20 protein-coding genes are annotated in these 25504 nt (G+C 70.4%); 15 read left to right on the top strand and 5 right to left on the bottom strand.

Going from position 1 to position 25504, the window contains the following annotated elements:
- The first annotated feature begins 25 nt into the window (after positions 1–25).
- From AB0L33_RS15620 to AB0L33_RS15635, 4 genes are all read left to right on the top strand, one after another.
- Entirely contained in the window at positions 26–2641 is a 2616-nt protein-coding gene (locus tag AB0L33_RS15620; RefSeq protein WP_365681591.1) for a hypothetical protein, read from the top strand.
- Entirely contained in the window at positions 2638–3501 is an 864-nt protein-coding gene (locus AB0L33_RS15625; protein ID WP_365681594.1) for an immunity 49 family protein, read from the top strand. Before AB0L33_RS15620 ends, AB0L33_RS15625 begins: the two co-directional genes overlap by 4 nt.
- Positions 3502–3572: 71 nt before the next feature.
- Positions 3573–4559, top strand: coding sequence for a hypothetical protein (locus AB0L33_RS15630; RefSeq protein WP_365681596.1), 987 nt, complete (start codon positions 3573–3575; stop codon positions 4557–4559).
- Between the two features lie 241 nt (positions 4560–4800).
- Complete coding sequence (locus AB0L33_RS15635; RefSeq protein WP_365681598.1) at positions 4801–5664, top strand: immunity 49 family protein; 864 nt, start codon at positions 4801–4803, stop codon at positions 5662–5664.
- 11 nt (positions 5665–5675) lie between these two features.
- On the opposite strand, the gene AB0L33_RS15640 is transcribed toward AB0L33_RS15635, so the two are convergent.
- A complete protein-coding gene (locus AB0L33_RS15640) occupies positions 5676–6635 on the bottom strand; it encodes an Imm49 family immunity protein (RefSeq protein ID WP_365681600.1) in 960 nt (319 codons plus the stop codon).
- 225 nt (positions 6636–6860) lie between these two features.
- Between AB0L33_RS15640 and AB0L33_RS15645 the strand changes: the two genes are divergently transcribed.
- From AB0L33_RS15645 to AB0L33_RS15655, 3 genes are read left to right on the top strand one after another with little or no spacing between them, the layout of a single operon-like run.
- The gene (locus AB0L33_RS15645) at positions 6861–8018 is read left to right on the top strand and encodes an acyl-CoA dehydrogenase family protein (protein WP_365681602.1); all 1158 of its coding nucleotides are present in this window, start codon (positions 6861–6863) and stop codon (positions 8016–8018) included.
- 19 nt (positions 8019–8037) lie between these two features.
- Positions 8038–8910, top strand: coding sequence for an acyl-CoA thioesterase II (gene tesB / locus AB0L33_RS15650; protein ID WP_365681604.1), 873 nt, complete (start codon positions 8038–8040; stop codon positions 8908–8910).
- Between the two features lie 57 nt (positions 8911–8967).
- Positions 8968–9936, top strand: coding sequence for a cation diffusion facilitator family transporter (locus AB0L33_RS15655; RefSeq protein WP_365681606.1), 969 nt, complete (start codon positions 8968–8970; stop codon positions 9934–9936).
- Positions 9937–9940: 4 nt separating this feature from the next.
- Here the strand turns inward: AB0L33_RS15655 and AB0L33_RS15660 are convergent, their stop codons facing one another.
- Both AB0L33_RS15660 and AB0L33_RS15665 read right to left on the bottom strand, forming a co-directional pair.
- Positions 9941–10720, bottom strand: coding sequence for a phosphatase (locus AB0L33_RS15660; protein WP_365681608.1), 780 nt, complete (start codon positions 10718–10720; stop codon positions 9941–9943).
- A 52-nt stretch (positions 10721–10772) separates the two neighbouring features.
- Positions 10773–11399: a TetR/AcrR family transcriptional regulator gene (locus AB0L33_RS15665; RefSeq protein WP_365681610.1), complete on the bottom strand. Its 627-nt coding sequence runs from the start codon at positions 11397–11399 to the stop codon at positions 10773–10775.
- 118 nt (positions 11400–11517) lie between these two features.
- On the opposite strand from AB0L33_RS15665, the gene AB0L33_RS15670 reads away from it, so the two are divergent.
- The 5 genes from AB0L33_RS15670 (at position 11518) to AB0L33_RS15690 (ending at position 18508) form a co-directional block, all read left to right on the top strand.
- Positions 11518–13125: a carboxyl transferase domain-containing protein gene (locus tag AB0L33_RS15670; protein ID WP_365681612.1), complete on the top strand. Its 1608-nt coding sequence runs from the start codon at positions 11518–11520 to the stop codon at positions 13123–13125.
- 7 nt (positions 13126–13132) lie between these two features.
- Positions 13133–15229, top strand: a complete 2097-nt coding sequence (locus AB0L33_RS15675) for a biotin carboxylase N-terminal domain-containing protein (RefSeq protein ID WP_365681614.1) — start codon at positions 13133–13135, stop codon at positions 15227–15229.
- Positions 15226–16185 carry a hydroxymethylglutaryl-CoA lyase gene (locus tag AB0L33_RS15680; RefSeq protein WP_365681616.1) on the top strand — a complete coding sequence of 320 codons (960 nt, stop codon included), beginning with the start codon at positions 15226–15228 and terminating at the stop codon, positions 16183–16185. Before AB0L33_RS15675 ends, AB0L33_RS15680 begins: the two co-directional genes overlap by 4 nt.
- A 7-nt stretch (positions 16186–16192) precedes the next feature.
- Entirely contained in the window at positions 16193–17359 is a 1167-nt protein-coding gene (locus AB0L33_RS15685) for an acyl-CoA dehydrogenase family protein (RefSeq protein WP_365681618.1), read from the top strand.
- A 117-nt stretch (positions 17360–17476) separates the two neighbouring features.
- Positions 17477–18508, top strand: a complete 1032-nt coding sequence (locus AB0L33_RS15690; protein ID WP_365681620.1) for an ABC transporter substrate-binding protein — start codon at positions 17477–17479, stop codon at positions 18506–18508.
- A gap of 57 nt (positions 18509–18565) precedes the next feature.
- Here AB0L33_RS15690 and AB0L33_RS15695 read toward each other — a convergent pair whose 3' ends face one another.
- Positions 18566–20227 carry a beta-N-acetylhexosaminidase gene (locus tag AB0L33_RS15695; RefSeq protein ID WP_365681622.1) on the bottom strand — a complete coding sequence of 554 codons (1662 nt, stop codon included), beginning with the start codon at positions 20225–20227 and terminating at the stop codon, positions 18566–18568.
- Between the two features lie 322 nt (positions 20228–20549).
- Between AB0L33_RS15695 and AB0L33_RS15700 the strand changes: the two genes are divergently transcribed.
- A complete protein-coding gene (locus AB0L33_RS15700) occupies positions 20550–20825 on the top strand; it encodes a hypothetical protein (RefSeq protein ID WP_018105728.1) in 276 nt (91 codons plus the stop codon).
- A 58-nt stretch (positions 20826–20883) separates the two neighbouring features.
- On the top strand, positions 20884–22713 hold the full coding sequence (glmS, locus tag AB0L33_RS15705) for a glutamine--fructose-6-phosphate transaminase (isomerizing) (protein WP_365681624.1): 1830 nt from the start codon (positions 20884–20886) through the stop codon (positions 22711–22713).
- Positions 22714–22860: 147 nt separating this feature from the next.
- Here the strand turns inward: glmS and AB0L33_RS15710 are convergent, their stop codons facing one another.
- Positions 22861–23382: a universal stress protein gene (locus AB0L33_RS15710; protein WP_018105726.1), complete on the bottom strand. Its 522-nt coding sequence runs from the start codon at positions 23380–23382 to the stop codon at positions 22861–22863.
- 916 nt (positions 23383–24298) lie between these two features.
- Between AB0L33_RS15710 and AB0L33_RS15715 the strand changes: the two genes are divergently transcribed.
- Positions 24299–25501, top strand: a complete 1203-nt coding sequence (locus tag AB0L33_RS15715; RefSeq protein WP_365681627.1) for a helix-turn-helix domain-containing protein — start codon at positions 24299–24301, stop codon at positions 25499–25501.
- Positions 25502–25504 lie beyond the last annotated feature (3 nt).

Raw genomic sequence — 25504 nt, forward strand, 5'->3', positions numbered from 1 at the left:
CAACCTCGCCCTGCTGGACACCAGCGTGACCAAGCTGACGAAGAGCGGGGCGTCGACCGCCACCGCCGCGGGCGACGTCCACAGCAGCTTCGGCGGCCTCCAGGCGTTCTACGAGGCGCCGGAGGCCGACCAGCTGTTCGCCACGACGAAACCGGTCGCGGACCGCGGGACCTCCCTGAAGTCCGAGCTGGAGACGATCACGGCCGCGCTGTCCACGTACTCGGCCGACGCCTACCCGCTGGTCGAGAAGCTGAAGGAGCTCAAGCGCGAGGCCGAGTCCTTCGTCGTCCGGATCAAGGACGACGACAAGTGGCGCGAGGACGGCGACCTGGTCGAGGAGAACAACCGCCGCCACGACGAGATAGCCGAGACCTGGGCGGCGTTCCAGGCCGTGGAGCGGGCCTGCCACGACAAGATCGTCGCCCTGGTCGGCGGCCCCGCGCTGAAGACGGACGACGGCTCCGGCAAGAAGGGCACGTACGGCTACGACGCCGAGACCCTGAAGCACGCCGGGGGCCTGCCCTGGGGCGACCCGGTCGAGGAGTCCAAGCCCTGGTGGCAACTGCACGAACACGCCTGGGACTTCGTGAAGGGCTTCTTCGTCGACGGTGTCTGGGGCACGATCAAGGGCCTGGGCACCCTGGTCGGCACCGACGGCTGGGACTCCGCCAAGCAGGCGTGGTCGGGCCTGGGGAAGCTCGCCACGGGCGTGGCGATCACCGCTACTCCATTGGCCGGCCTGTACTGGGGACTGCCGGACGACAAGCTGCCCTCCTACGTGCGTGAGTCCCGCACGGCGATGAAGGAGACCGGGAAGGCGCTGCTGGCCTGGGACCAGTGGAGCGAGAACCCCTCCCGGGCCACGGGCGCGGTGGCGTTCAACGTCGTCACGACGGTGTTCACCGGCGGCACGGGCGGCGCGGCCTCCGGCGCCGGAAAGGCGGCCGTCGCGGCGAAGGCCCTGTCCACGGCGGGCAAGGTGGGCCGGGTCGTGGACCCGATGACGTACGTCTTCAAGGGCGCCGGCATGGGCCTGACGAAGATCGGCGACGGCCTGGCGGCGCTCAAGGGCCTGGGAAAGCTCGAGATACCCAGCCTCCCCGAGGGCGCGGTCACCCTCCCGGAAGGCGCGTTCAAACTCCCCGACGGCACCCTGCACCTGCCGGAGGGCGCGGCGGTCCCGGAGGGCGCGTTCGAGGTCCCGAGCCGCGCGGTCAAACTCCCGGACGGCGCGGAGATCCCCCCGGGAGCGATGGATCTGGGCGACGGCGTGGTCCGCCTCCCGGAGGGCGTACAACCCCCCGCGGGCTCCCTCCGCATCCCCGAGGGCGCGCTCAAACTCCCCGAAGGCACGACGGCCCTGCCGGAGAACGTGCTCAGGGGCACGGACGAGGCCGGCAACACGGTCTACCTGGACGGCCACGGCAACCTCCTGCGCGAGGACGGCACCCTCCTCCAACACCACTCGGCGGCCCACCAGGAGGGGGCGGGGGCGAGCACCACCCGCCCGGAAACGCCGAGCAGGGCTTCCGAAATGGCCGGAGTCGGCGCTCACTCCGCCCAGAACTCGATCAGCCACCAGCCACCTGGCTCCGGCACAACGGACAGAGCCACCACCGGCGGACGCGGCAACGGCACGCCGACTGCCGTCAACCACGGCACCGGCCATGCTGCCCCTGAGCAGAGCGCCAGCCATGGAAGAGGCGACGGCAGCGGACCAGGTCACCGTCCCGCCACCACCCACGGTCTGCCCGAGCCCCGGGATCCACGCACGTACACCCCGGCCGAACGCCAAGCAATCATGGAACATCAAGTGGAGCGTGCGAATTACGATCTTGCGTACCGCAAGGAGTACTACCGCAAAAACGGCTACCGCCTCAGCGAGACCCGCACCGACTGGACGAATATCGTCCCTCCGCAACTCGTTGAATTGCCCGATGGCACCTGGGTGGCGAAGTCAGATCTCGCACCCCCGCTCCCCCCTGCCTACCTCGACGACATGCCGCTGGAGAGGGGACGAACGGCGGCCACGCCAGAGGCCCGCGCGGAGCTAGACGAACTAGCAAAGGCCCGGCACGACGCCATCGCCGCAGACCATCCGTTCCATGTGGAGCACGGCAACGCCAGGAAGGAATACAAGCTCCACCGAACCGACGAATTGCGCGCAGCATTGGAAGAAGCAGCCGAAAGACACAGAGGCCCCCACAACGCATCAACCAAAGCCAGCGAAACATATGGGGAAGGCGTAGCACGCCTACACGCCATCCCTGAACTTTATCCGAACGCCAGGCCGGAAACCTTGCACGGACCCAAAAATGGCAACGCCCAGTTCGATCAGGTCTACAAGGACGGGGATCGATTCATCGTCGTAGAGGCGAAGAGTCATACCGATACACCACTGGGGGAACGCCTGATCAATGGGGCGCGCTATTCTCAGGGTTCACGCACCTACTTCCTCGATATACTCGACCAAATGAAGAAAAGACGGCGAAAGTTTCCCAGCGAAGGAAAGCTGTCGACCGACCTGCGAAACGCACTACGGGACGGCCGAGTCGATTACATCGTCGTCAGGGGCCGGGACAACGCAGGTACATACACTGGGTACTCGACTCAGAAGTTCGACATCAGGGAGCCTTCGTGACCGTGACCATCCCTCGCCATGGCGTGCCAGGGCCCGACGACGAAGGTTTCGCACGAGCCCTGACCGAGGAGACCCTCGACGAGATCTCCTCGATCGAGCAGTCGCCACACATGCTCGACGCCCTGTGGAACTCCGTCCGCACATGCGTCGGCGCCCGGTCGACAGTCGACCCCACGTGCTCAGGCATCGAAACCTGGGAGGCCGTGGTGAACGCCATGCAAGTGGGATCGGCGATCTTCCGCGCCGCCACCGCCAGGGGTGACACCTTCGAGTGCCGCATCCATCACGAGATGCGCACGCTCCCTGTCACCGGCGCCAGGACCTACACCAACGCGCCGTCGTGGATCGATGCGTTCTACTTCGCCGCCATCTGCCGCGACCAGGAACGGCTGACCGAACTGAGCGAAGTACCCATGGCCGTGTTGCGCGGCTCAGGTGCACAGCACGACGAATATCTCTATCACTGGGTAGCCACGCTGCAGGCATATTGGTCACGTCAGCAACCCGCAATGGTCGAGGCCCTCACAGCAGCCTTCCAGACCTCCCACCCGGACGTAACCGAGATCGCCCCGCGAGACTGGCTGCAGAAAATCTCGTACCCGCCGATCAACCTTTTCTACCGGTTCATCAAACATGACCACGACGGCTTCAACGCCGCCCTCGCGGAAGCACTTGAACTTCACAAAACGTACTGGACACAGGACGAGGACCACGAGGAGGACACCAAGGGCCTATGGGCCATCGGCCCGCTTGCCATAACGTGCCTCGCCTACGACGGAGACTTCCCCATCGAGGTCGAATCCGACTACCTCCCTCAGCACATCCTCCAACGCAGCTGGGTCGGAGAGTTCCCCGTCTGACCCTCCGGCGCAGATTTCAAGACCTTCATGATCGACACCAAGGGAACGTTGTTCATGCCGGAGGAAGCACTGTGATCACGAGCACTCCCGTGGCCCGCTGGACATGGGGACGCGACAGTCGTCCCGGAAACGAAATCGCCGCATGCTTCCACGACCTGACCACCGCCTGGGCCGTCCTGATCGAGCACCAACTGGTATCCGAAAATCCTCACATCTCCTTGTTCGTCTCAGAATCCGGCCGATCGAATAGTTATCTGTTCAAAGAGAGTTTCGAGCTGGACACGCTCCGGTCCGACACCGGACAAAACCTCACCAAACAGGTCAAGGAATCCCTGCGCCCGGGAGAGGTCGGGTCTGCTTACGCCAGCCTGAAGTGCACCGGCGTGATCATCGACGGTGTCCATGAAATTCGCGAGGAGAACCTTTTCCTGATCGGAAGCTCAGCTTTCCTCGACTACGTGAGCACCGAGCTCGCGACGTTCTCCGATGCATGGATGCCGTACGACCTCAAAGGTCGCGCGCAGCCGAATGTCCATGCGGCCAACGCCGGCCGATTGTCGGCCGCCCTGCAGAGCCTGTCCGAAGGACTGAGCTCGGAGACCGACCCGGACGACCCGACCTACTTCGGCCGTCCGACCGAGACGGGGGTCGAAAACTTCCTCCGGGAGGACGGAAAACCGACCGATGTGTGGTCCAGCTTCGAAATCCCCTACCGATACAACGACTTCACCCACGCTCCAGGCTTCGGTCGCATCGGCTACCAGCGCACAGCGGAAGGCGAAGTCGAATACGTACCCGTGCTCGGTGAACACGGACTGCTGGGATACCTCTGGGCCTCCGACGCCGAGCACGCGGCCAGCTTCGAGCCGCAGGACGTCGGCGACGACGAGACGTACCGCTCCGGACTCCGCTGGCTAGGCCGCCTGCGCGCCGCCCACGACGCGGGCCTGACGCCCTCCGAGGCCCTGCGGCACCTTACCGGCCATCTCCCGGAGGGAGGCCACTCCGTCGGCCGCATGAGCCTCACCGCCCTCCGAGGACTGGCCGCCAAGCAATGACAGAGCCCTACACGGGAACCGGCCACGGGATCGAGGTGCCGGAGCCCGCCTCACAGGCCGCCGACTGGACCGCGGCCAAGCACCGTCACGCCGCAGGCATCGCTGCAATGATGAGCCTGACTCCCGGCATGCCGTCCGTCACCGGACAGGATTACGCCTCCCAGCTCATGTGCCCCCAATGGTCCTCGGCCGACGGACCACCGAGCAGCACGCCGACTTTGACAATGCAAGGGACTCTCTCATGACCGTAGTCATTGCTCGCCACGACCTCCAGAGAGGAGCCGAAGCGGAGGAGCACGCTCACCAGTTGAGCGAGGACCTGGTCGAGGAAATGGACGAGTTGGACGACTCATCGGACTTGATCGACTTCACGTTCAGCTCCTCCCTGCTGGTACTCCGTGCCCGCTGTGCCATCGATCCGCGGGCCTCCAAGGTGGAGACGTGGGAAGCCACGGTCAACGCCATGCAGGTCAGTTCGGCACTGTTCGCTGCGAGCGCGGTGAACGAAGGAACTGTCGAATGCCGGATCAACAGGAAGCTGCGCACCATCCCCGCCGCCGGCCCGCTGTCCATGGCCGACGCGGGCAACTGGCTGTCCGCCTTCTGGCTCGCCGTCATCTGCCGTGACGAGAAACGGATGACGCAGCTCAGCGAAATCCCGCTGGAACGGCTGCGGTCACCTCAGGGGCAGTACGACGAGTACATCTACCACTGGGTGGACACCCTCCAGACCTGGTGGCTCCGCGGCCTCGGCCTCGCCGACAAACTCATCGCCACCATCGAGGCGTCCGACCCCTCCGTGGCCCAGATCGCCCCCCGAGACCTGATGGACGGCGTCCTCTACCCACCCATCAACCTCTTCTACCATTACGTCCGCCAGGACCGGGACGGCTTCGCCCCCGCCCTCGCCGACGCCCTCAAGCTCCACAAGGCGTACTGGACCCTCACCGAAGACCGGACCACGGACATCGACGGCAGCATCGCCCTCGGCCCCCTCGCCATCGCCTGCCTCGCCCACGACGCCGACTTCCCCCTCGACATCGAATCCGACTATCTCCCCAAGCACCTCCTCCAGCGCACCTGGATCGGCGAGTTCCCCACCTGACGGCAACCGCACTACTCGCCGGGCCGCCCGAAGAGTTCCACCCCCGAACGGAGCGCGGCGACCATGTCGGCCCGGTTCGGAGCCTCCCGCGAGCGCGCGGTCTCGAAGCCGGTGATCACGGCGCGGGGAAGGTAGTCACTGTCCACGGCAGGGGTCCAGCCTCTGCGGCGGTGGGCCAGTGCGGCGAGCGCGAGGGGGGTGAGCGGCAAGAGGGAACGGGGCTGTGAGCTGACCTCGCCGAACGACTTGTACGTCAGCAGTAGCCGGCCCAACGCCGCGTCGAACGCCTCCCCGTCCCCCGCCGCAAGGCCGCGCAGCGCCAGGAGGGCGAGATAGTCGGGGCGCTCCCCGACGTCGCGCCCAAGTTCGGCACCGAACGCGCGGATCCGGGCGAGCCCGGCGTCGATCGCGGCGAGCACCTGTGCCTCCGTGGGCGGATAGTCCGCGTCGTCGTCGTCCAGGTCCCCCAGGACGTACGCCATGAGGCCGTCGGCAAGCGCGTCGACGGGAAGGCCGGCCCCCTCCTGAGACTTCCGCGCGTGGTAGAACGCCTCGCGGTGGCGCTCGACCGTGTCCGTGAGCACGGCCAGACAGAAGGCGTCGAGCCAGTCGGACGAGCCGAGGGAAACACGGCTTCCGTCCGCACCCGCGTCGTAGGACACCCCGAAGTTCACGTAGTCCAGGGAGACCGTGAAGGGGTGGCCCGGGAAGTACGCGGCGAAGGCGACGGCGCCGGTCGCCGCCTGCTCTGCGGCACGGAGGACGTGTTCCGCCTGCGGGGTGTCGAGTGCGGGGTGCTGGACGGACAGCGCACCGAGGTGGTCGAGGAACTCCTCCGCCAGCAGGGACCAGTCGTTGGCGGTCATCCGCTCCGAGGACATGGTCCGCACCAGCCCTCCGATCCGTCGGTCGAAACCGTCCCGGGCGGCAGAGACCCGCGCCTCGTCGAGTACATGCCGCTCTATGTGCACAGCTCCACCGTTTCGTTCCGCTCACGTCCGCCCGAAGGCGCGGACCGCGCATCACCCTATCGACCGGAAGTCGCCAAAGGCCCGCCCCCGCGTGCTCCGCATCACCCTGGACAGCCCCATGACCGCCGGGTAACTTTTAACCATGGCTGAGCAAGCGCTTAGCCATGCTCCGGAAGACGTAGACCCAGAAGACGTAGCAGTCGCAGCCGACCAGGGAGGCACCCCGTGCGCCGTACGGTATTCAATGAGGACCACGAGGCGTTCCGGGAGACCATCCGGGCCTTCATCGCGGCCGAGGTCGTGCCCGTGTACGAGGAGTGGTTCGCCGCCGGGCAGGCGCCGCGCGAGTTCTACAAGCAGCTCGGTGAGCTCGGCGTCTTCGGGATCAACGTCGACGAGGAGTACGACGGCGCGGGCATCGACTCGCACAAGTACGAGGCGGTCATCTACGAGGAGACCGCCCGGGCCGGCGTCTCCTTCGGCGGCTCCGGCGTGCACACGCTGCTCGGCCTGCCGTACATCAAGATGCTCGCCACCGACGAGCAGAAGAAGCGCTGGCTGCCGAAGTTCGTCACCGGCGAGGAGATGTGGGCCCTCGCGATGACCGAGCCGGGCACCGGGTCGGACGTCGCGGGCATGAAGACCACCGCCAAGCTCTCCGAGGACGGCACGCACTACGTCCTCAACGGCGCCAAGACGTTCATCACCGGCGGCGTCCACGCCGACCGCGTCATCGTCTGCGCCCGCACCTCCGCCCCGCGCGAGGACGACCGCCGCTTCGGCATCTCGCTGTTCGCCGTGGACACCAAGTCCGAGGGCTACTCCATCGGCCGCAAGCTCGACAAGCTGGGCCTGAAGGTCTCCGACACCGCCGAGCTGGCGTTCGTGGACGTCAAGGTGCCCGCCGAGGACCTGCTCGGCGAGGAGAACAAGGGCTTCGGCTACCTCGGCACCAACCTGGCCTCCGAGCGCTGGGGCATCGCCTTCGGCGCGTACGCCCAGGCCGCCGCCGCCGTGCGGTTCGCCAAGGAGTACGTCCAGGAGCGCACCGTCTTCGGCAAGACCGTCGCCTCGTTCCAGAACACCAAGTTCGAGCTGGCCGCCTGCCAGGCCGAGGTGGACGCGGCCCAGGCCGTCGCCGACCGCGCGCTGGAGGCGCTGGACGCCGGTGAGCTGACCGCCGCCGAGGCCGCCTCCGCGAAGCTGTTCTGCACCGAGGTCGCCCACCGCGTGATCGACCGCTGCCTCCAGCTGCACGGCGGCTACGGCTTCATGAACGAGTACCCGATCGCCCGCCTGTACGCGGACAACCGCGTCAACCGCATCTACGGCGGCACCAGCGAGGTCATGAAGTCGATCATCGCCAAGTCCATGGGCCTGTGAGGACCGCGTCCGCACAGCCATGAGCACCGCACTCGATTCCCTGCTCGATCTGCTCGACCTGGAGCGGATCGAGCAGGACATCTTCCGGGGCACCAGCCGCTCGGCGGTCGTGCCCCGGGTCTTCGGCGGACAGGTCGCGGCCCAGGCGCTCGTCGCCGCGGGCCGCACCGTCCCCGCGAACAAGGCCGCCCACTCGCTGCACGCGTACTTCCTGCGGATGGGCGACCCGGGCGCGCCGATCGTCTACACCGTGGACCGCATCCGCGACGGCCGCTCCTTCACCACCCGCCGGGTCGTCGCCGTCCAGCACGGGCAGCCGATCTTCCACCTCTCCGCGTCCTTCCAGACGTACGAGGACGGCCTCGAGCACCAGGCGGACATGCCGCCCGCACCCGACCCGGAGACGCTGCCCACGGCGGCCGAGATGCTGCCGCGGTACGCCGACCGGTTCAGCGACCCGGGCATGGTGGACCGGCTGATCGAGGCGCGGGCCGCCGTCGATCTGCGGTACGTGGACGCGCCGCCCTTCGGCACGGTCGGCGAACCCCGCGAGCCCAGGTCGCAGGTGTGGTTCCGTACCAACGGCAAGCTGGCCGACGACCCGCTGCTGCACGTCTGCATGGCCACGTACGTCTCCGACATGACGCTGCTCGACTCCGTGCTGCTCGCCCACGGGCGCGGCGGCTGGGCGGTCGGGGACGTCGTCGGCGCCAGCCTGGACCACGCGATGTGGTTCCACCGGCCGTTCCGGGCCGACGAGTGGCTGCTGTACGACCAGGAGTCGCCGTCCGCGTCCGGCGGGCGCGGCCTCGGCCAGGCCCGCATCTACACGCAGGACGGCCGGCTCGCGATCACCGTCATCCAGGAGGGTGTGGTCCGCGTCCCCCGCTGACCGGCCCCCGGCCGCGCGTCGGACATGAGCGGGCCGGGCGCGGACATACTCACCGGCATGACTGACGCGAAAAGCAGTGGTGGGGGGTCCACGTTCACCGTCGTCGTCGCGGCGCTGGCCAATCTCGGCATCGCCGTGGCGAAGGCGGTCGCCGGGCTGATCAGCGGGTCGAGCGCGATGCTCTCCGAGGCGGCCCACTCGGTCGCGGACACCGTCACCGAGGTGCTGCTGCTCACCGCGCTCAAGCGCAGCGAGAAGCCGGCCGACGAGGACCACCCGCTGGGATACGGCCCCGAGCGGTACATCTGGGCGCTGCTGGCGTCCGTCGCCACGTTCGTCGGCGGCGCGGTCTTCTCGATCTACGACGGGGTGCACACCCTGCTCGCGGGCGAGGACCTGGGCGACCCGCTGATCTCGTACCTCGTGCTCGTCGTCGCCTTCCTCCTGGAGGGCTTCTCGCTGCGGACCGGGCTCAAGCAGGTCCGCCAGGAGGCCGAGGAACTGGGCGCGCCCGCCCGGCACTACTTCCGGCGCACCCCGGACACCGCCGTCAAGGCCGTGGTGATGGAGGACTCGGCGGCCCTGCTCGGCCTGCTGCTCGCGGCGGGCGGGCTGCTCGGCGGCCAGCTGACCGGGTCCGGGGTGTGGGACGGCATCGCCTCGCTGCTCATCGGGGCGCTGCTGGTGTACGTGGCGTGGGTGCTCGGCCGGTCCAACGTCCAGCTGCTGATCGGGCGACCGGTGTCGCGGCCGATGCGGGACGGCATCCGGGAGGAGCTGCTCGGCGTCGACCACCTCATCTCCGTACTGGAGCTGACCACGCTCATCCAGGGACCGGACGAGATCCTGGTCGCCGCGAAGGTCGACTTCCGGGACACGGTCACCGCCGAGCAGGTCGAGACGGCGTGCGAGCAGGCCGAGCGCCGGCTGCGGCAGCGGTACGCATCCATCAAGCGGGTGTACCTGGACCCCACGTCGGGCCGGGAGGCGCGGCGCCGGGCCCGCGCGGAGGAGGAGGGGCCGTGAAGCCTCAGAGCAGCCCCGCCGCGTCCAGCAGGTAGTCCGTCATCGGGTCGTAGAAGCGCGGGTCCAGGACGTGGTCGTCCAGCGGGACCGCCACCTGGAGGGTGCCCTCGGACTCGCCGAGGAACAGCGCGGGGTCGTTGCAGTCCGCGTAGCCGATGGCGTCCAGGCCGCGCTGCGCGGCGCAGCCCGCCCAGCCGTGGTCGGCGACGACCAGGTCGGGCAGCGGGCGGCCCTCGCGTTCCAGGCCGTCGAGGACGGCGGCCATGGGGGCCGGGGAGTGGGTGTGCCAGAGCGTCGCGCCGCGCTCCTGGACGGCGACGTCGGCGAACTGGAAGACCATTCCCTCGTCGGCCATCAGCCCGCCCGGGATGCGTACGATCTCGCAGCCGGCCGCCCGCAGCGCCTGCGCGGTCTGGCGGTGGACGTCGAGCAGGCCGCCGGGGTGGCCGGTGGCGAAGAGGACCCGCTCGGCGCCCTCGACGGCCTTGCGGAGCCGGGCGGCGGCCCGCTCCAGGGCGTCGACGGTCAGCTCGGGGTCGATGGTGTCCTGCCCGAACCGGTGCTCCGGGTCGTCGCTGACCCCGCACCGCTCGGCCATCACGGCCAGCACGTCCTGCTCGTCGCGCCACCGGTCGCCCAGTTCCAGGCCCAGCCAATAGTGCCGGTCCCCGTTGGCCAGGCTGCGGTAGTGGGCCAGGTTGTTGTCGCGCGGGGTGGCGACGTCCCCCGCGATGCGCGTGCGGACGAGGTGTTCGACGAGGGCGGCGCGGCTGGATATCGGCATGGGGCCATTGTGCCGTGACGCCCGCGCGGCGTCCCGGTCGTCCGCGGGACGGTCAGCCCGGCTGCCGCTCCCCCGCCGCCGCGAAGGCTCCCCGGGCCAGCCGGTGCAGCAGCGCCGCCGTCTCGGCGCGCCCCGGCAGCGCGCCCGGGCGGCCGAGGTGCGGGGTGGAGTTGAGCAGGCCGAACACCGCGTGGACGGCGGCGCGGGCCTCGTGCTCGGGGAGGTCCGGGTAGAGGTCGCGGACGACGGAGACCCACACCTCGACGTACTGCCGCTGGAGCCGGCGCACCCGCTTGCGGTCGGTGTCCCGCAGGCGGTCCAGCTCCCGGTCGTGCAGGGTGATCAGGGGGCGGTCGTCGAGGGCGAAGTCGATGTGGCCCTCGATGAGCGCGTCCAGCAGGGCCTCGGGCGATCCGTCGCCGGAGGCGGCGTCCTCGGACACCCGGAGCTCCCCGCCGGCCAGCAGCCGTTCGCTGATGCCGACGAGGAGCTCGGCGAGCATCGCGTCCTTGCCGGGGAAGTGCCGGTAGAGGCCGGGGCCGCTGATGCCGACGGCGGCCCCTATCTCGTCTACGCCGACACCGTGGAAGCCGCGCTCGGCGAAGAGCCGGGCGGCCTCCCGGAGGATCTGCTCGCGGCGGGTGGGGGCCGCGACGCGGGCGGCGGCATGGGTGCTCATGAGCAGCCATTCTAGACAGGCGGGTTAGCGCTCGTTAACCTGTGATCACGTTAACGCTCATTAACACAGTGGCGTTGGCGATCGGAACGGCGCGGTACGGGCAAGGGGGCTCGACACGATGCAGCAGGCACCGGTGCTGACGAGCGCGGCGGATCCCGCCTCGGCGGCCTGGCAGGCCAACGAGGCGGCGCACCACGCGCTCGCCGACGAGCTGCGCAAGCGGCTCGCCACGGCGAGGCTCGGCGGAGGTGAGAGGGCCCGCGCCCGGCATGTGGCGCGCGGCAAGCTGCTGCCCAGGGAGCGGGTGGACACCCTGCTCGACCCGGGCTCGCCCTTCCTGGAGCTGGCCCCGCTGGCGGCCGACGGGCTCTACGGAGGCGCCGCCCCGGCCGCCGGGGTGATCGCCGGGATCGGCCGGGTCAGCGGCCGGGAGTGCGTGGTCGTCGCCAACGACGCGACGGTCAAGGGCGGCACCTACTACCCGATGACCGTGAAGAAGCACCTGAGGGCCCAGGAGGTGGCGCTGGAGAATCGTCTCCCCTGCCTCTACCTGGTGGACTCGGGCGGCGCCTTCCTGCCGATGCAGGACGAGGTCTTCCCGGACCGCGAGCACTTCGGCCGGATCTTCTACAACCAGGCCCGGATGTCGGGGGCCGGCATCCCGCAGATCGCGGCGGTCCTGGGCTCCTGCACGGCGGGCGGGGCGTACGTCCCCGCGATGAGCGACGAGGCCGTCATCGTCCGGAACCAGGGCACGATCTTCCTGGGCGGTCCGCCGCTGGTGAAGGCCGCCACCGGCGAGGTGGTCACGGCCGAGGAGCTGGGCGGCGGCGAGGTGCACTCCCGTACGTCGGGTGTCACCGACCACCTCGCGGAGGACGACGCGCACGCGCTGCGGATCGTCCGGAACATCGTGGCCACGCTGCCGGAGCGGGGCGCGCTGCCCTGGTCGGTGCGGCCGGTCGAGGAGCCGAAGGTGGACCCCGCCGGGCTCTACGGCGCGGTCCCGGTCGACTCGCGCACGCCGTACGACGTGCGCGAGGTGATCGCCCGGGTGGTCGACGGCTCGCGGTTCGCCGAGTTCAAGGCGGAGTACGGCACGACGCTGATCACCGGCTTCGCGCACATCCACGGCCACCCGGTCGGGATCGTCGCCAACAACGGCATCCTGTTCTCCGAGTCCGCCCAGAAGGGCGCGCACTTCATCGAGCTGTGCGACCAGCGCGGCATCCCGCTGGTCTTCCTCCAGAACATCTCCGGCTTCATGGTCGGCCGCGACTACGAGGCCGGGGGCATCGCCAAGCACGGCGCGAAGATGGTCACCGCCGTCGCCTGCACCCGGGTGCCGAAGCTGACCGTGGTCGTCGGCGGGTCCTACGGCGCGGGCAACTACTCCATGTGCGGCCGGGCCTACAGCCCCCGCTTCCTGTGGATGTGGCCCAACGCGAAGATCTCCGTCATGGGCGGCGAGCAGGCCGCGTCCGTCCTCGCCACGGTCAAGCGCGACCAGCTGGGCGACGACTGGAGCGCCGAGGACGAGGAAGCCTTCAAGGCCCCGATCCGCGAGCAGTACGAGACCCAGGGCAACGCGTACTACGCCACCGCCCGGCTCTGGGACGACGGGGTGATCGACCCGCTGGAGACCCGGCAGGTGCTGGGGCTCGCCCTGACCGCGTGCGCCAACGCGCCCTTGGGCGACGCCGGCTTCGGCGTCTTCCGGATGTGAGGAAGAGATGACGATGTTCGACACGGTCCTCGTCGCCAACCGGGGCGAGATCGCGGTCCGGGTCATCCGGACCCTGCGCGAGCTGGGCGTCCGCTCGGTCGCCGTCTTCAGCGACGCGGACGCCGACGCGCGCCACGTGCGGGAGGCCGACACGGCGGTACGGATCGGCCCCGCGCCCGCCTCGGAGAGCTATCTGAGCGCCGACCGCCTCCTGGAGGCCGCCCGCCGCACCGGCGCCCAGGCGGTCCACCCCGGCTACGGCTTCCTCGCGGAGAACGCGGCGTTCGCCCGCGCCTGCGCGGAGGCGGGGCTGGTCTTCATCGGGCCGCCCGCCACCGCGATCTCGCTGATGGGCGACAAGATCCGGGCCAAGGAGACGGTCGCCGCCGCGGGCGTCCCGGTCGTCCCCGGCTCCTCCGGGAGCGGGCTGAGCGACGTCGAGCTGGCGGAGGCTGCTGCCGGGATCGGCATGCCCGTGCTGCTGAAGCCCTCGGCCGGCGGCGGTGGCAAGGGCATGCGGCTCGTCCGGGACGCGGCGCTGCTCGCGGACGAGATCGCGGCGGCCCGGCGCGAGGCCCGCGCCTCCTTCGGCGACGACACGCTGCTGGTGGAGCGGTGGATCGACCGGCCGCGCCACATCGAGATCCAGGTCCTGGCCGACGCCCACGGCAACGTGGTCCACCTGGGCGAGCGCGAGTGCTCGCTCCAGCGCCGTCACCAGAAGATCATCGAGGAGGCCCCGTCCGTCCTGCTGGACGGGGCGACCCGGGCCGCGATGGGCGAGGCGGCCGTCCAGGCGGCCCGCTCCTGCGGGTATGCCGGCGCGGGCACGGTGGAGTTCATCGTCCCGGGCAACGACCCGTCCTCGTACTACTTCATGGAGATGAACACCCGCCTCCAGGTCGAGCACCCGGTGACCGAGCTGGTCACCGGCCTCGACCTGGTGGAGTGGCAACTGCGCGTCGCGGCCGGTGAGCCGCTGCCGTTCGGGCAGGACGCCGTCACGCTCACCGGGCACGCCGTGGAGGCCCGAGTCTGCGCCGAGGACCCGGCCCGCGGCTTCCTGCCCTCCGGCGGCACCGTGCTCGCGCTCCACGAACCGCAGGGCGGCGGGGTCCGCACCGACTCGGGGCTCGTCGGGGGCGGCGAGGTCGGCAGCCTGTACGACCCCATGCTGTCCAAGGTCATCGCGTACGGCCCCGACCGGGCGACCGCGCTGCGCCGGCTGCGGGTGGCCCTCGCGGAGACGGTCGTCCTCGGCGTCCCGGTCAACGCGGGCTTCCTGCGCCGGCTGCTGGCCCACCCGGCCGTGGTGGCGGGCGAGCTGGACACCGGCCTGGTGGAGCGCGAGGTCGCCGCGCTGGTCCCGGAGGGCGTGCCGGAGGAGGTGTACGCGGCCGCCGCGCTGCTGCGGCAGCACACCGCGTCCGCCGCCGCCCGCCCCGCTCCCGGCGCTTGGGCCGACCCGTTCTCCGCGGGGAACGGCTGGCGGCTCGGCGGCGCCCCGGCCCGGACGGTGCTCGACTTCCACATCCCGGGCCACGACCCGGTCCAGGTGGGCCTGCGGCCGTGCGGCGGCGGGGACACCGAGCTGACGTTCGGCCATGTCGGCGAGGGCGCGAGCCCGCCCGCCCCGGAATCGGGGTCCTGCGGACCGCTGGGGCCGCTGCCCGGTACGGCGGAGAAGGCCAGGACCCTCGCGGCCGGTGACGGCCGGATCGCGTTCGAACTCGCCGGAGTCACCCATGTGTTCGCGTACGCGGTCTCCCCGGAGGGGCACTGGCTCGGCCGGGACGGCGACAGCTGGCACGTCCGCGACCACGACCCGGTCGAGGCGTCGCTGACCGGTGCCGCCCGCTCGGGCGCGGACACGCTCGCCGCGCCCATGCCCGGGACGGTGACCGTGGTGAAGGTGGCCGTCGGGGACGAGGTCGCCGCCGGGCAGAGCCTGCTGGTGGTGGAGGCGATGAAGATGGAGCACGTCATCTCCGCGCCGCACGCCGGCACCGTGACCGAACTCGACGTGACCGCCGGGTCCACGGTGGCCATGGACCAGGTGCTCGCCGTGGTCGTGCCCGCCGCCGGTGCCGGGGAGGACGCATGACCACCGAAGCCCGCGCCCTGCCGATGGCCGTGCCCGCCGAGGGGCTGCCCGCCCGGGTCCGCATCCACGAGGTCGGTGCCCGCGACGGCCTCCAGAACGAGAAGGAGGTCGTCCCGACCGAGGTGAAGGCGGAGTTCATCCGCCGGCTCGCGGTCGCCGGGCTGACCACCATCGAGGCGACCAGCTTCGTGCACCCCAAGTGGGTGCCCCAGCTCGCCGACGCCGAGCGGCTGTTCCCGATGCTGGGGGACATCGCGGACGTCGGTGACGTGGCGCTGCCGGTCCTCGTGCCGAACGAGCGCGGGCTGGACCGGGCCCTGGCGCTCGGGGCCCGCGGGATCGCGGTGTTCGGCTCGGCGACGGAGACGTTCGCCGCGCGCAACCTCAACCGCACGGTGGACGAGTCGCTGGCCATGTTCGCGCCGGTGGTGGCCCGGGCCAGGGCCGAGTCGGTGCACGTGCGCGGCTACTTGTCGATGTGCTTCGGCGACCCCTGGGAGGGCGCCGTGCCCGTCGCGCAGGTCGTCCGGGTCGCCAGGGCGCTGATGGACCTCGGCTGCGACGAGCTGTCCCTCGGCGACACCATCGGCGTCGCCACCCCCGGCCACGTGACCGCGCTGCTGACCGCCTTGAACGAGGCGGGGGTGGCCACCGACGTGATCGGGGTGCACTTCCACGACACCTACGGCCAGGCCCTGTCCAACACCCTCGCCGCGCTCCGGCACGGGGTGACCACCGTGGACGCCTCCGCGGGCGGCCTCGGCGGCTGCCCGTACGCGAAGAGCGCGACGGGGAACCTGGCCACCGAAGACCTGGTCTGGATGCTCGACGGCCTCGGCATCGAGACCGGCGTCGATCTCGGCGAGCTGACCGCCACCAGCGTGTGGCTCGCCGGCCACCTGGGCCGACCCAGCCCTTCCCGCACCGTCCGCGCCCTGTCCCACGAGGAGCAGTGATCCACCGATGTCCCTGGACCACCGGCTGACCGCCGAGCACGAGGAACTCCGCCGCACCGTCGAGGAGTTCGCCCACGACGTCGTCGCCCCGAAGATCGGCGACTTCTACGAGCGGCACGAGTTCCCGTACGAGATCGTGCGCGAGATGGGGCGGATGGGCCTGTTCGGGCTGCCCTTCCCGGAGGAGTACGGCGGGATGGGCGGCGACTACCTCGCCCTCGGCATCGCCCTGGAGGAGCTGGCCCGGGTCGACTCCTCGGTGGCGATCACGCTGGAGGCGGGCGTCTCGCTGGGCGCGATGCCGGTCTACCGCTTCGGCACCGAGGAGCAGAAGCGGCGGTGGCTGCCGAAGCTCTGCTCGGGCGAGGCGCTGGGCGCGTTCGGCCTGACCGAGCCGGACGGCGGCTCGGACGCGGGCGGGACGCGGACGACGGCCGTGCGCGACGAGGCGGCGGGCGAGTGGGTGATCAACGGCTCCAAGTGCTTCATCACCAACTCCGGCACGGACATCACGGAGTTGGTCACGATCACGGCGGTGACCGGTCGCAAGGAGAACGGCGCGCCGCTGATCTCCTCGATCATCGTCCCCTCCGGCACCCCGGGCTTCACGGTGGCCGCGCCCTACTCCAAGGTCGGCTGGAACGCCTCGGACACCCGCGAGCTGTCCTTCGCCGACGTCCGCGTCCCGCTGGAGAACCTGCTCGGCGAGGAGGGCCGGGGCTACGCGCAGTTCCTGCGCATCCTGGACGAGGGCCGCATCGCCATCGCAGCGCTGTCGACGGGCCTGGCGCAGGGCTGTGTGGACGAGTCGGTGAAGTACGCCGCCGAGCGGCACGCCTTCGGAAGGCCGATCGGCGCCAACCAGGCCATTCAGTTCAAGATCGCGGACATGGAGATGCGGGCGCACATGGCCCGCATCGGCTGGCGGGACGCGGCGTCCCGGCTGCTGGCGGAGGAGCCGTTCAAGAAGGAGGCGGCCATCGCCAAGCTGTACTCCTCGACGGTGGCCGTGGACAACGCCCGGGAGGCGACCCAGATCCACGGCGGCTACGGCTTCATGAACGAGTATCCGGTGGCCCGCATGTGGCGCGACTCCAAGATCCTGGAGATCGGCGAGGGCACCAGTGAGGTCCAGCGCATGCTGATCGCCCGCGAGCTGGGACTGCAGGCCTGACCCGAGACCGGGTTCGTACGGGCCGGGGCCCCCGGTGACCACAATCTGAGGTTAGGCTAACCTTCCCTCGAACGTGTCACCGGCCGGTCCCCGGCTCGTACGAAAGCGGACTCCGTCATGAGCTCTACCCGAGTGTCCCGTCCCACCCGCCGCGGCCTGCTGGCCATGGGCGGCGCCGTTGGCCTCGGCGCCGTGCTCGCGGCCTGCGGCGGCAGCGACGCGAAGGACTCCGCCGGCTCGGGCTCCAAGAGCACCGACGCCGGGCCGTGGAAGTTCAAGGACGACCGGGGCCAGGTCGCCGAGGCCGAGTCCGTCCCGAAGAACATCGTCGCCTTCACCGGTGTCGCCGCCGCCCTCCACGACTACGGCGTCGAGGTCAAGGCCGTCTTCGGCCCGACGAAGACCAAGGACGGCAAGCCGGACGTGCAGGCCGGCGACCTCGACATCGACAAGGTCGAGATCCTGGGCAACGTCTGGGGCGAGTTCAACGTCGAGAAGTACGCGGAGCTCGGCCCGGAGCTGCTGGTCACGGCGATGTGGGAGAAGGACGCCCTCTGGTACGTGCCGGACCAGTCCAAGGACAAGATCCTCAAGCTCGCCCCGAGCGTCGCCCTGTGGGCCGCCGAGACCACGATCCCGAAGGCGATCCAGCGCCACGAGGACCTGGCGGCCTCGCTCGGCGCCGATGTGAAGTCCGCGAAGGTCACCGCCGCGAAGACGCGGTTCGAGAAGGCGGCGGCCCGGCTGCGCGCGGCCGCGAAGTCGAAGCCGGAGATCAGGGTCATGGTCGGCTCGGCCAGCCAGGACCTGTTCTACGTGTCGCTCGCCAAGATGTCCGCCGACACCCTGTACTTCCAGGAGCTGGGCGTGAAGTTCGTGGCGCCGAAGGTGAATGCGGCGGGCTTCTTCGAGGAGCTGAGCTGGGAGAACGTCGACAAGTACGACGCCGACATCATCATGATGGACAACCGCTCCTCGGCCCTCCAGCCCGAGGCGCTGACCTCCAAGCCGACCTGGGCGCAGCTGCCCGCGGTCAAGGCGGGCCAGGTCGTTCCGCGTACGACGGAGCCGATCTACAGCTACGACAAGTGCGCGCCGATCCTGGAGGACCTGGCGAAGGCCATCGAGAACGCCAAGAAGGTCGCCTGACGCGGCCGTTCACCGCCCCGGCGGCCGGGAAAGCCCGGCCGCCGGGGCGGTCGCGTGTCAGCCCCCGCTCGTCTCCGAGGCGGGCCACGGGACCTGGGGCGAGCGGTAGTAGTCGATGCCCTGGGCGGTGAACCGCTCCCCGAGCGCCGCCAGACGCACCTTGTACGTGTCCCAGTCGTGCGTCGACGCCGGGGACCAGGCGAGCTCGGCCGCGCCGGGCAGCCGCGGGAACGCCATGTGGTCGATGTCGTCGCTGTCGGTCAGGGTCTCGGCCCAGATCGGCGCCTCGACGCCGAGCACCGAGCCCTCCGGGGCGCCGGCGAGGTACGTCCCCGGGTCCCAGTCGTAACTGCGCTGGACCTCGACCAGCCCGGCCCACTTCAGGCCCAGTTCGGTCTGGTCGTTGTACTTCATGTCGAGGTAGATCCGGTCCGCCGGGGACAGCACGAGCTTCGTGCCGTTCTTCGCGGCGTCCACCACCTGCTGCCGGTCCGCGGCGCTGGTCTTGTCGTAGCCCCAGTACTGCGCGACGGCGCCCGGCACCGGGTCGGCGCCGGTCAGCTGGTGCCAGCCCATCACGGTCTTCCCGTACTTGCCGACGATCGCCTGGGCCCGGTCCATGATCTCCACGTAGTCCTCGTGGGTCGTGGAGTGCGCCTCGTCGCCGCCGATGTGGAAGTAGCGGCCGGGCGTGAGCGCGGCCACCTCGCCGACGACGTCGTCGATGAAGTCGTACGTGACGTCCTTGCCGGCGCACAGCGTGCTGAAACCGACCTTGATGCCGGTATAGAGCGGCGGCGCGACGCCGTCGCAGTTCAGCTCGGCGTACGAGGCGAGCGCGGCGTTGGTGTGGCTCGGCATGTCGATCTCCGGGACCACTTCCAGGTAGCGGGAGGCCGCGTAGCGCACGATCTCCTTGTACTGCTCCTTGGTGTAGTAACCGCCGGGCCCGCCGCCGACCTCGGTGGAGCCGCCGTACGTGGCCAGCCTCGGCCAGGAGTCGACGGCGATCCGCCAGCCCTGGTCGTCGGAGAGGTGGATGTGGAAGGTGTTGATCTTGTACTGGGCGACCTGGTCGATGTAGCGCTTGACCTCGTCCACCGAGAAGAAGTGGCGCGCGACGTCGAGCATCGCGCCCCGGTAGGCGTAGCGGGGGGTGTCGGTGATGGAGCCGCCCGCGATCCGCCAGGGGCCCTTCTGGCGGGTGTCGCGCTCCACTTGGGCCGGGAGCAGCTGGCGCAGCGTCTGGACGCCGTGGAAGAGCCCCGCGGGCTGCCTGGCGGTGATGGTGACGTTGCCGCGCCCGGAGGTGAGCGTGTAGCCCTCCGCGCCCAGCTTGCCGGCCCGGGGGTCGAGCCGGAGCCGGATGCCGTCGGCGCCGTCCTTGGTGGTGACGGGCAGGGCGAACCCGGTGGAGGGGCGCAGCAGGCCCGCCAGGTAATCGCCGATCTTCCGGGCCTCGCCGGAGGCGCCGACGGTCCGGATTCTGGTGGAGCCGTTGAGGACGTACGGGTCGCCGCCGGGTCTGACCGAGGCGGGGGCGGGCACCACCTGGCCGAGCGGCCTGGGTGCCCACGCCGCCGTGGCGGTGCCCGCGGCGGACGCCTCGGGGGCGGCGCACGCGCTGGAGACACCGGCCGCCGCGACGAGAAGCAGCGAGCCGAGGAGCCGGGGCAGCGCACGGGGAAGAGCACTGCGACGTACCGTGTGCAGTCTCACAAGCCGGGTCCCTTTCTGGGGGTCACTCTGCGGGGTCTCCTGACCTTTCTCCGTCGCCATGCGTACCGCGCGTCTCACGGGTGGTCAAGGTGTAGACCACTTACCGGCGTTGGTCACCCAGGCACCCTGATGAGCTTTTGCGGCTTATGTACACATTCACCCTTTCGGCTCCGACCACTTCCGCGCCGCCCCCTCCTCCGCACCCCGCGCCACCCCGCGCGAAATCCACCCAAGACAGAAAAAGGGGGCCAGTATCGCGGCTCCCTGCCCGATATCGGGCAGGATTGTTGCGCTCGACTGTCTTCCGCCGCAGTATCGACGGGTGCTCGAACGCCTCTCGTCGTACGACGACCTCATTGACCACGTGGTGCGCAGCACCACGCTGCCCCGCGGCGAAGCCGCCCGGGTGATCCTCGACGTGCTGGCGTACTTCGACGAGACGACCGAGGTCTTCGTCCGCCGCCGCCACCGCGAACTGCAGGCCGGCGGCCTGGTGAACACGGAGATCTTCGAGCGGATCGCGGCCGAACTGCCGCACCGCGCGGTCGCGCCGCCGGAGCTCTCGCTCCGCCAGCTGCGCCGGATCGTCTACGGCTGAGGCCACCTCACGGCCGGGTACCCCTTCACTTGTTCGTCGTCGGAGGACAGAAAGCTCTATGTGCGGAATCGTCGGTTACATCGGAAAGCGTGACGTGGCCCCGCTGCTGCTGGAGGGCCTGCAGCGGCTGGAGTACCGGGGTTACGACTCCGCCGGGATCGTGATCACCGGGAAGCCCGCGGCCGGGAAGCCCGCCGCGCTGAAGTCGGTCAAGGCCAAGGGCCGGGTCCGCGAGCTGGAGTCCCGGGTCCCCAAGCGGTTCGCCGGCACCACCGGCATCGCCCACACCCGCTGGGCCACCCACGGCGCCCCCAGCGACGAGAACGCCCACCCGCACCTGGACGCCGAGGGCAAGGTCGCCGTCGTCCACAACGGGATCATCGACAACGCCGCCGAGCTGCGCGCCCGGCTGACCGCCGAGGGCGTCGTCTTCCTCTCCGAGACCGACACCGAGGTGCTGGTCCACCTGATCGCCCGCTCGGACGCCGGGACCCTGGAGGAGAAGGTCCGCGAGGCCCTGCGCTCCGTGGAGGGCACCTACGGCATCGCCGTCCTGCATGCCGACTTCAACGACCGCATCGTGGTGGCCCGCAACGGCTCCCCGGTCGTCCTCGGCATCGGCGAGAAGGAGATGTTCGTCGCCTCGGACGTCGCCGCCCTGGTCGCCCACACCCGCCAGGTCGTCACGCTGGACGACGGCGAGATGGCCACCCTGAAGGCCGACGACTTCCGTACCTACACCACGGAGGGCTCGACCACGACGGCCACGCCGACCACCGTGGAGTGGGAGGCGGAGTCGTACGACATGGGCGGCCACGACACGTACATGCACAAGGAGATCTCGGAGCAGGCGGACGCCGTCGACCGGGTGCTGCGCGGCCGGATCGACGACCGCTTCTCCACCGTGCACCTGGGCGGCCTCAACCTGGACGCCCGCGAGGCGCGCGGGGTCCGCCGCATCAAGATCCTGGGCTGCGGCACCTCGTACCACGCGGGCCAGATCGGCGCCCAGCTGATCGAGGAGCTGGCCCGCATCCCCGCGGACGCCGAGCCCGCCTCCGAGTTCCGCTACCGCAACCCGGTCGTGGACCCCGACACGCTGTACGTCGCGGTCTCGCAGTCCGGTGAGACGTACGACGTGCTGGCCGCCGTCCAGGAGCTGAAGCGCAAGGGCGCCCGGGTCCTCGGCGTGGTCAACGTGGTCGGCTCGGCGATCGCCCGCGAGGCGGACGGCGGCACCTATGTGCACGCGGGGCCCGAGGTGTGCGTGGTCTCCACCAAGTGCTTCACCAACACCGTGGTCGCCTTCGCGCTGCTCGCCCTGCACCTGGGCCGCATCCGGGACCTGTCGGTCGCCGACGGCAAGCGGATCATCGAGGGCCTGCGCAAGCTGCCCGCCCAGATCAGCGAGATCCTTCAGGGCGAGGACGAGATCAAGCGGCTGGCCGCCGAGTACGCGGACGCGAAGTCGATGATGTTCATCGGCCGGGTGCGCGGCTACCCCGTGGCCCGCGAGGCGTCGCTGAAGCTCAAGGAGGTCTCGTACATCCACGCCGAGGCGTACCCCGCGTCGGAGCTGAAGCACGGCCCGCTCGCCCTGATCGAGCCCGCGATGCCGACCGTGGCGATCGTGCCGGACGACGACCTGCTGGAGAAGAACCGCGCCGCGATGGAGGAGATCAAGGCCCGCAGCGGCCGCATCCTCGCCGTGGCCCACCAGGTCCAGGAGAAGGCCGACCACACCATCGTCGTACCGAAGAACGAGAACGAGCTGGACCCGATCCTCATGGGCATCCCGCTCCAGCTCTTCGCGTACCACACGGCGCTGGCCATGGGCCGGGACATCGACAAGCCCCGCAACCTGGCCAAGTCGGTCACCGTCGAGTAGTCACGTTACGCGGACGGGTCCCCACGGTCGGTGACCGCGGGGGCCTTCCGCGTACGGCCCGGAATCGGCCCGGGGCGGCCGGGAAGGGCCCATGCGGCGTTTTCCACAGGCGAGTTGGCGCCACGGGCCGGGAAGGCGTCCGGGCGGCTACGGGATGACCACGACCGGGCGCTGGGCGCGGCGGGCCAGCCGGCCGGCCACCGAGCCGAAGATCTTGCCCACCAGACCGTGCGTGGAGCCCACCACGATGGCGTCCGCCGAGTACTCCCGGCCGACCTCCTCCAGCTCGTGACAGATGTCCCCGCCGCGCTCCACGAGCACCCAGGGCACCTCGGCGAGGTAGTCCGCGCAGGCGAGTTCCAGGCCCAGGACCTCGGTGCGGTGGTCCGGCACGTCCACGAAGACGGGGGGCTCGCAGCCCGCCCAGACCGTGGTCGGCAGCCGGTTGGCGACGTGGACGATGATCAGACCGGAGCCCGTCCTGCGGGACATGCCGATCGCATAGGCGAGGGCCCGCTCGCTCGAGGTCGAGCCGTCGAAGCCGACGACGACCCCATGCCGGAAGGCGGGATCGCACGGACGGCGCGCTTGTTCGGCCGCCAGCGGGTCCGACAAGGGGTCGGCTACCTGCTTGCGGTCCGCGGGTTCGGGGATTTCGTGACCGGCCATCGGTGTCTCGGCGAAGAGAGTCCTCGTGAGGAGAGCGACGTGGGAAGGAGCGTCAGCGGGCGGTGTCGTGGTGTCCGGGAATCATCTTCCCAACCCCTTACCCCCAAGGGTACGGCTCCACTCCTCCATTGCCCGCCCCGCGCACAGCGGCGTGCGGCGTTTTCCGGAGCATGCCCGAGACCGGGCCCCCGTGGCAATGCCGGTTGCCCTCTACACAGACGTACCGGCCACCGCCCGGACCCCTTGCGGTGCCCGGCGGAACCGCTCCGGCCGAGCCCGTGCGGGCCGTCCGGGGGCGTCGCCCGAGAGGAGCGGAACCCACCCTTCCGGGGGAGCCGGCCGAACTCCGGGGGCCGTCCGGAACCCACCGCACGGTCTGCTCCGGGGACGGCCGGTAGAGCGGTATTCGGCTGCCCGTCCGGACCGGTCCCCGGCCGGGTGCTCCGCACCCCCCGCCGGGGCCGCCGACCCCGGCGAGGGGGCGTGCGGGGGCGGGTGGGCGCCCCGGGTTGTGCGCCGGTAGAACGACTGATTCCCGCACACGCGACCGTACATTTTCAGCCAACTTCAAGGACCGGTCCATTCCTTGTCGAAATGGCCGATCAACCCCCTTGCCACCAGGCAGGAAGAGACCGGGCGGTACGCTTCCGCCCAATGGGGACGGGCCATGAACGCCGGACGCACTTCCCTGCGCGGGCCGCGAGTGAAACGCTTCGTGATCGAACGCTTCCCGCCAGGTTGCCTTGTCGACAATGAGCCGGTTGGTGAACTTGTCACGACGGCACCACGGGACGCAGTAGATTCGATCTTGGGCGTCTATAAGGCCGGGGACTCGTGCACGACCGAGGGGACAAGTGCAGGTGCGACAGGCCCGTAAGGACCAGGAAGACGCGAACACCGAGGGGGGCTTAGCGTCATGAGCCAGGACTCCGCCGCCGCAACGGAGGCTGTACGGAAGCTGGGCGGAAGACGACGCCGGGAAGTCGTCGCCGTCCTGCTCTTCAGCGGTGGCCCCATCTTCGAGAGCTCCATCCCGCTGTCGGTGTTCGGAATCGACCGCCAGGACGCGGGAGTTCCGCGCTACCGGTTGCTCGTGTGCAGCGGCGAAGAGGGACCGCTGCGCACCACCGGAGGACTCGAACTGACCGCGCCCTACGGGCTGGAGGCGATCAGCAGGGCCGGCACCGTCGTGGTGCCCGCCTGGCGCTCGATCACGTCGCCGCCGCCCATGGAGGCGCTGGACGCGCTGCGCCGCGCCCACGAGGAGGGCGCCCGCATCGTGGGCCTGTGCACGGGGGCCTTCGTGCTCGCCGCCGCCGGGCTGCTGGACGGCCGGCCGGCCACCACGCACTGGATGTACGCACCGACGCTGGCCAAGCGCTATCCGTCGGTGCACGTCGACCCACGCGAACTGTTCGTGGACGACGGGGACGTGCTGACCTCCGCCGGGACGGCGGCCGGCATCGACCTGTGTCTGCACATAGTCCGCTCGGACCACGGCACGGAGGCCGCCGGGGCACTCGCCCGCCGGCTCGTCGTGCCACCCCGGCGCAGTGGCGGTCAGGAGCGCTACCTCGACAGGTCTTTACCTGAGGAGATCGGCTCCGACCCGCTCGCCGAGGTCGTCGCCTGGGCGCTGGAGCATCTGCACGAGCAGTTCGACGTGGAGACGCTGGCCGCGCGCGCCTACATGAGCCGCCGGACCTTCGACCGGAGGTTCCGCTCGCTGACGGGCAGCGCACCGCTCCAGTGGCTGATCACCCAGCGGGTGCTGCAGGCGCAGCGCCTCCTGGAGACGTCGGACTACTCGGTGGACGAGGTCGCGGGCCGCTGCGGCTTCCGGTCGCCGGTCGCGCTGCGCGGGCACTTCCGCCGCCAGCTCGGCTCCTCCCCCGCCGCGTACCGGGCCGCCTACCGGGCCCGCCGTCCGCAGGGCGGGGCACCGGAGCCGGTCATGGTGACGGAGGTGGCGGTGCCCAGCCAGGGCACCGCCCAGAGCCGCCGTCCCGCCGTCCCCGGACCGTCCGGCGCCGCACCCGCGGCGCTGGAGGCGAAGGCGGGCACCGACGTGTTCGCCGCGGGGCGCCCGGCCCTGCCCGGGCAGCGGAGCGCCCCGTAGGGT

It is taken from the genome of Streptomyces sp. NPDC052299, from assembly GCF_040679335.1.
Taxonomy (GTDB): Bacteria; Actinomycetota; Actinomycetes; order Streptomycetales; family Streptomycetaceae; genus Streptomyces.

Coding starts and splice junctions, on each gene's coding strand:
- AB0L33_RS15685 (WP_365681618.1), top strand. CDS start 16,193: ATGTCCCTGGACCACCGGCTGACCGCCGAGCACGAGGAACTCCGCCGC.
- AB0L33_RS15690 (WP_365681620.1), top strand. CDS start 17,477: ATGAGCTCTACCCGAGTGTCCCGTCCCACCCGCCGCGGCCTGCTGGCC.
- tesB (WP_365681604.1), top strand. CDS start 8,038: ATGAGCACCGCACTCGATTCCCTGCTCGATCTGCTCGACCTGGAGCGG.
- glmS (WP_365681624.1), top strand. CDS start 20,884: ATGTGCGGAATCGTCGGTTACATCGGAAAGCGTGACGTGGCCCCGCTG.
- AB0L33_RS15635 (WP_365681598.1), top strand. CDS start 4,801: ATGACCGTAGTCATTGCTCGCCACGACCTCCAGAGAGGAGCCGAAGCG.
- AB0L33_RS15675 (WP_365681614.1), top strand. CDS start 13,133: ATGACGATGTTCGACACGGTCCTCGTCGCCAACCGGGGCGAGATCGCG.
- AB0L33_RS15715 (WP_365681627.1), top strand. CDS start 24,299: ATGAGCCAGGACTCCGCCGCCGCAACGGAGGCTGTACGGAAGCTGGGC.
- AB0L33_RS15680 (WP_365681616.1), top strand. CDS start 15,226: ATGACCACCGAAGCCCGCGCCCTGCCGATGGCCGTGCCCGCCGAGGGG.
- AB0L33_RS15670 (WP_365681612.1), top strand. CDS start 11,518: ATGCAGCAGGCACCGGTGCTGACGAGCGCGGCGGATCCCGCCTCGGCG.
- AB0L33_RS15655 (WP_365681606.1), top strand. CDS start 8,968: ATGACTGACGCGAAAAGCAGTGGTGGGGGGTCCACGTTCACCGTCGTC.
- AB0L33_RS15660 (WP_365681608.1), bottom strand. CDS start 10,720: ATGCCGATATCCAGCCGCGCCGCCCTCGTCGAACACCTCGTCCGCACG.
- AB0L33_RS15665 (WP_365681610.1), bottom strand. CDS start 11,399: ATGAGCACCCATGCCGCCGCCCGCGTCGCGGCCCCCACCCGCCGCGAG.
- AB0L33_RS15710 (WP_018105726.1), bottom strand. CDS start 23,382: ATGGCCGGTCACGAAATCCCCGAACCCGCGGACCGCAAGCAGGTAGCC.